The 5,404-nt window shown below is 37.7% G+C and carries 5 protein-coding genes and 1 pseudogene; 2 read left to right on the forward strand and 4 right to left on the reverse strand.

Annotation, left to right across the window (positions count from 1 at the left end):
- The 4 genes from UC75_RS21030 to UC75_RS10060 all read right to left on the reverse strand — a co-directional run.
- Positions 1 to 268, reverse strand: a 268-nt coding sequence (locus tag UC75_RS21030) for a GFA family protein (protein WP_228137254.1), incomplete at its 3' end; no start/stop codon positions are given.
- Between the two features lie 8 nt (positions 269 to 276).
- Positions 277 to 1,104: an SAM-dependent methyltransferase gene (locus tag UC75_RS10050; protein WP_049837499.1), complete on the reverse strand. Its 828-nt coding sequence runs from the start codon at positions 1,102 to 1,104 to the stop codon at positions 277 to 279.
- A 4-nt stretch (positions 1,105 to 1,108) separates the two neighbouring features.
- Positions 1,109 to 2,407 (reverse strand): FAD-dependent oxidoreductase, encoded by a 1,299-nt coding sequence (locus tag UC75_RS10055; protein ID WP_049837607.1) that lies wholly within the window; start codon positions 2,405 to 2,407, stop codon positions 1,109 to 1,111.
- Positions 2,408 to 2,846: 439 nt separating this feature from the next.
- Positions 2,847 to 3,719 carry a pirin family protein gene (locus UC75_RS10060; protein ID WP_049837500.1) on the reverse strand — a complete coding sequence of 291 codons (873 nt, stop codon included), beginning with the start codon at positions 3,717 to 3,719 and terminating at the stop codon, positions 2,847 to 2,849.
- A 277-nt stretch (positions 3,720 to 3,996) separates the two neighbouring features.
- Here UC75_RS10060 and ycaC point away from each other — a divergent pair, with 277 nt between their 5' ends.
- Entirely contained in the window at positions 3,997 to 4,623 is a 627-nt protein-coding gene (gene ycaC, locus UC75_RS10065; protein ID WP_002052204.1) for an isochorismate family cysteine hydrolase YcaC, read from the forward strand.
- Positions 4,624 to 4,643: 20 nt separating this feature from the next.
- Positions 4,644 to 5,404, forward strand: a pseudogene (locus UC75_RS10070) (LysR substrate-binding domain-containing protein); the annotation flags it as partial.

The raw sequence follows: 5,404 nt of genomic DNA on the forward strand, positions 1-5,404 counted from the left end.
CAATTTCAGGTAAGCCAAAAAGCTGAGAACCACAAGTCGGGCAAAATGCTCTTTTAATAGGTCGGCCAGACGATCCTAAAGTCTCAAAATATTTAAGTTCACCATTCACTTTCAATTCAGATTGGTGAAAAAAAGCAATTGGTGCATATGCTGAACCTGTTGCCTTCTGACAATCTCGACAATGGCAATTAAAGCTATAACGTGGCTCCGCTTCGCTTTGGTAGCTCACAGCTCCACATAAACACGATCCTTGATATTTAGCTGACATGGCTCATCCTATTTTTTTATTGCTGTGATTTGAATATAACGTACATATCCATTTTGGTAGAGTTGTTGGCATAACTTTGCAGTGATTTGAATTTTAAAATTTGCCAATCCTCGGCTTTGATTTTGTCCTTGCTGATTTTGAATATACCGCGAAAAACCGAGTAATACAGGCTCGGATAAATCTTCAATTTGAATATCGGCAAAACCTTGTTGTTCCAAGGTTGTTCTTAATATTTTTTCAGTTGGTATAGCATCCCAAGCGACATTTGCTGCTTTAAGTAAATAACGATGCTTTTGTTCTTGCAGGACGGTCATGTTTTGACATGTGTCAGCACGCATTAAGTAGTGAAAACCTAATCGGCCTTTTGAATTTAAAACTGGAGTGACTGAATCTAGAAATGAATTTAAATTGCTGTGATAAGCCGCATCTATACATAACACTGCATCGAAGTGTTGTTTAAATTCAAATTGTTTTAAATTTAAAAATGAACCACAAAAAATCTGCCTTATTTCAGGAATAAGCCTTTGAATTTTATTAACACACTGGACTTGTAAGTCAACTGCACTGAGACTTTTGGGTTGATAGTGCTGTAGCCAGTGCAACAAACTTGCACCCTGTCCGCAGCCTAAATCTAAGAGATGATCTTTTGAATTTAAATTGACAGCTTGTGCCAAATGATCTGCCAATTGGCAACAAGCTTCACGATAGTTTTGGGTATTTTTCCAAAAACCCAAATTTGTCCAAGCAAGCTCTTCGTTATCTCCCAAACTTGATGCATCAATTGCATATTTATGGGGGATAAGTCGAGAAAGAGCCGCTCGAACTTTTATTTTCACAATTTTAGTAACCGAGTTCAGGGGCAACTTCAACCTGAGGCTTTAAACCTACAAATGGTAAAGGTGCACCTAAAATTTCAGCGATATGCATCGCGGAAGTAACTGCCGACTCTAAAATTGGCAAGCCATCACATGACCATGAACCACAGTAAAAGACTTTACGGTTTAAGTCTAAATGGCGTTGTTGCAATTCTTTATTTAGAGCAACTGTTTGTGAGTCAACGACTGCACGCGTTAAGGTCACTTTTGAAATGATTTTTTTAGGATCAATATCAGTTACTGGACGCCAAGTTTGGAATACAGGATTTTTACCCACAAGTGAAGGTTCAACTGCATTCATCCAAACAGTGAATTGCTGACGGGTAAATTTACGATCCATCATATAGCTCAGCACTGACCAGTCTTTACGACGTGGTGGCATTACTGTTGCATCTGTATGAATAACAAGATCACCTTGCTCAAAACGGAATTGCTTAAGCAAATTCATATCTTCAGCAAATTGTTCAGGGTTCAAAAACTCATCAATTTTAGATGTTGGCGTTGCAACAATCACTCGATCAAATAAGTTCTTTTCACCTTGGCTGTTTTCAACCAGTACTTTTTCGCCTTGTAATTCAACGTTTTTAATCGCTGATCCGCTATGAATGTCGATATCTTTAATTAAGCTGTCTACAAATGCAGGTGTACCACCTTTCATACGTAATAGCATATCGCCATCAGTTAAGTGACGTAAAAACTCAAGTAAGTTTTTTGCAGGCCAGTCGCCAATTGTTTTTGGATTACACGTACAAATTGTATAGAGCACCGGCATTACAACTCCATGCCAGAATACTTCTTCTATATCGTTCTGATTAATAAATTCAGCGAGGGTAATATCTTGATTTTTAGATTTAAAAAACTGATGAATTGCAGTTTTTAATTGCAACATTCCTTTCACAAGACGCCAGCCATATTGCTGGATGCCTTTACGGTTATTGATAATTGGGAAATTACCAATACGACTACGAGATGTCGTTAACCATGTTTCCGTACGATCTTCGAATAACCAGCTACATGACATATAAGTACGAACTGGGAAAGTTTTAATGCCTAAATGAGCAGCAAGGCTAAGTGTGTTTTTCCACAGATGTGGATTCATCACACGTAGCGGTGCATCAATAATTCCACCATCGAATTCAATGCTATGGCTATCCATTCCCCGGCCAGGAAGTGCTTCAAATATCGTGATCGTATGCCCTGCATCTTTCAGAATTCTTGCTGCCGCAAGACCTGCCATTCCACTGCCAATAATTGCGATATTCAAAATGATGTCCCATTTTTCGAGAATTTTTTTGATTATCACTCATACCCTAAAAAAACACCGTATTAAAAACTACCAGATTTTTATTTTTTGCATCAATTTATATAGAAAATATTTACCTAACAGACAGGCTGGCTTTGTATATTTTTTTACAAAAATATACAGTCATATAAAAACTGATATTTTTTATAAATTTAAAAAAAATCTTTTAAATAAAATAAGATAATTTAACTATATTTATATCATATGTTTTACAACTATCTTTTTTTGAGATATCATAGAGCCACAATAATGAGAACCAAATCACATAAAACAATGCCGCAACAACAATGAAAACCATCATAAAAACAGAATCTTTACAGCGAAAAAGCCCGCTATTCACACTTGATAGCGGGCTTTTTATTACTTTGTTTTAATAGCGGATTAAGTGCAATTAAACAATTTATCCTTCTTGCATGATTGAACCGAATTTTCCACGATTAAAATCATTAATCGCTTCCATAATCTCGGCTTTGGTATTCATTACGAATGGACCATAACCTTCGATTGGTTCGTTAAGTGGTTGGCCAGTCAACACTAAGAATTTAGTATCTTCTTCTGCATTTAAGCTAAACTCAACACCTTCACGAGACAAAATCGCAACGGTTTTACCTTCAAGGCGATTAGCATCATTGACCACAACTGCGCCATCTAATACCACAACAAGCGTGGTGTGACCTTCAGGTACATAGAGGGTATGTTTTTGACCTTTAGCCAATTTACCATCCCATACATTTAATGGACTAAATGTCGTTGCTGCACCTTTTGCATCTGCATATTCACCAGCAATCACACGTAAATGACTGCCATGCTCGTCTAACGCAATGTCTGGAATCTCTTTCGCTTCAATTGCTTGATATTTTCCAGGCGTCATTTTTGAATGAGCAGGTAAATTTACCCATAATTGCACCATTTCAAAAAGACCACCATGCTCTGCAAATTCAGGAGAATGGAACTCTTCATGCAACACGCCTGCACCCGCAGTCATCCATTGCACATCACCAGTTTTAATGGTTCCGCCGCCACCACTTGAGTCTTTATGAGTCACTTCACCTTGATAGGCGATGGTCACTGTTTCAAAGCCACGGTGTGGATGCGAGCCTACACCTTGTTGTTCAGTCGTTGGCGAGAAGGTATAAGGGGCTGCATAATCGAGTAGCAAAAATGGGCTTAGGGTTTGGCCTAAACGGTCATAAGAGAATAGGTTATATACAGGGAAACCATCACCCACCCAATGCATGTGGTTATTTTGATATGCACCAAGAAATTTCTTCATCTGATCTCTCCTATATATGTAGGATTTTCTTGAACTGAGATTGATTTTACGCCTCAATAATTGCAGTTTATAGATCAGGATTAGCAACACATTATTTCATCTATGAGACAATCATAAAGTTTGAGGTGCTCTTTTTAAGATCGTCCTATTTTTAAAATTCTTAATCCTATTTTTTAGACTTAATCACGACAACAAACTCATCTAGCATAATTTTAGGCACTGATGACCTACTTAATAATTTTTGATTATTTATTTTGATAACACGAGGACATAAAAAATGGCTCAAGATTACGTACGTTTAGACAAGGATAATGCTGCGGTTCTTTTAGTTGACCATCAAGCAGGTTTACTTTCTTTAGTTCGAGATATCGATCCAGATAAATTTAAAAATAATGTATTAGCACTTGCAGATGCTGCGAAATATTTTAATTTACCGACTATTCTTACCACGAGTTTTGAAAATGGTCCAAACGGTCCTTTAGTTCCAGAATTAAAAGAGCTTTTTCCAGATGCGCCATTTATTCCACGTCCTGGTCAAATCAATGCATGGGATAATGAAGACTTCGTAAAAGCGGTTAAAGCGACAGGTAAAAAACAACTCATTATTGCTGGTGTGGTAACTGAGGTTTGTGTGGCATTCCCTGCTTTATCTGCACTTGCAGAAGGTTTTGAAGTGTTTGTGATTACCGATGCTTCTGGTACTTTCAATGAATTAACACGTGATGCTGCTTGGGACCGTATGTCAAAAGCAGGCGCTCAGCTGATGACTTGGTTCGGTATGGCATGTGAGTTACACCGCGACTGGCGTAATGATGTAGAAGGTCTTGGTGCACTCTTCTCAAATCATATTCCTGATTACCGCAACCTGATGACCAGCTATAGCTTTAATACATCGCAAAAATAAATTCTATTGCCAAGATTAGAGTGCTTAAGCGCTCTAATCTTGAATTTAATTGGATTGATCTGACATTGATAAGTTCTTTTGATGATTTTTATTATTTCTATTTAGTCGTAAAACACGGCGGCTTTAGTGCAGCCAGTGAAGCTGAAAATATTAGTAAATCTAAGCTCAGCCGACGCATTATTGACCTTGAAAATAAATTTAACGTTAGCCTCATTCAAAGAACAACCCGCCATTTTAAAGTGACCGATTTAGGCCAAGAGTTCTATGAAGAATGCTGCAAAGTCATTGCTCAAGTTGAATGTGCAGAAAATGTTTTGTTAAAGCAAAAAAGTGAACCTCAAGGGTTAGTGAAAGTAAGCTGTCCACCGCTTATGATGCATTTTCAAATTAGAAAAATTTTAAATCAATTTTTAAAAACCTATCCAAAAGTTGAGATTGCACTCGAGCTGACAAGCCGTCGAGTTGATATTTTGCATGATGATATCGACCTCGCGATTCGGACCAATTTCGAACCCAATGAAGATTCGAATTTAATTGTTCGCGATGTGATTAAAACTGACCATTGTCTCGTGGCTTCGCCTGAATTACTTCAAGGCCGTACTATTGAGCATTATTCCGAATTACAAGACTTTCCAAGTATTAGCTTAGGCACTCAAAAGCAAAACCCTATTTGGCATTTATGCAATATTCGTAACGGTGAATCAGTTGATGTGCCTTATCAACCACGAATTAAAAGTAATGACTTGGCTGGCGTTTACTATGCCGTAATGGATGGGTTAGG

It is taken from the genome of Acinetobacter sp. V2, assembly GCF_001188385.1.
Taxonomy (GTDB): Bacteria; Pseudomonadota; Gammaproteobacteria; order Pseudomonadales; family Moraxellaceae; genus Acinetobacter; species Acinetobacter oleivorans.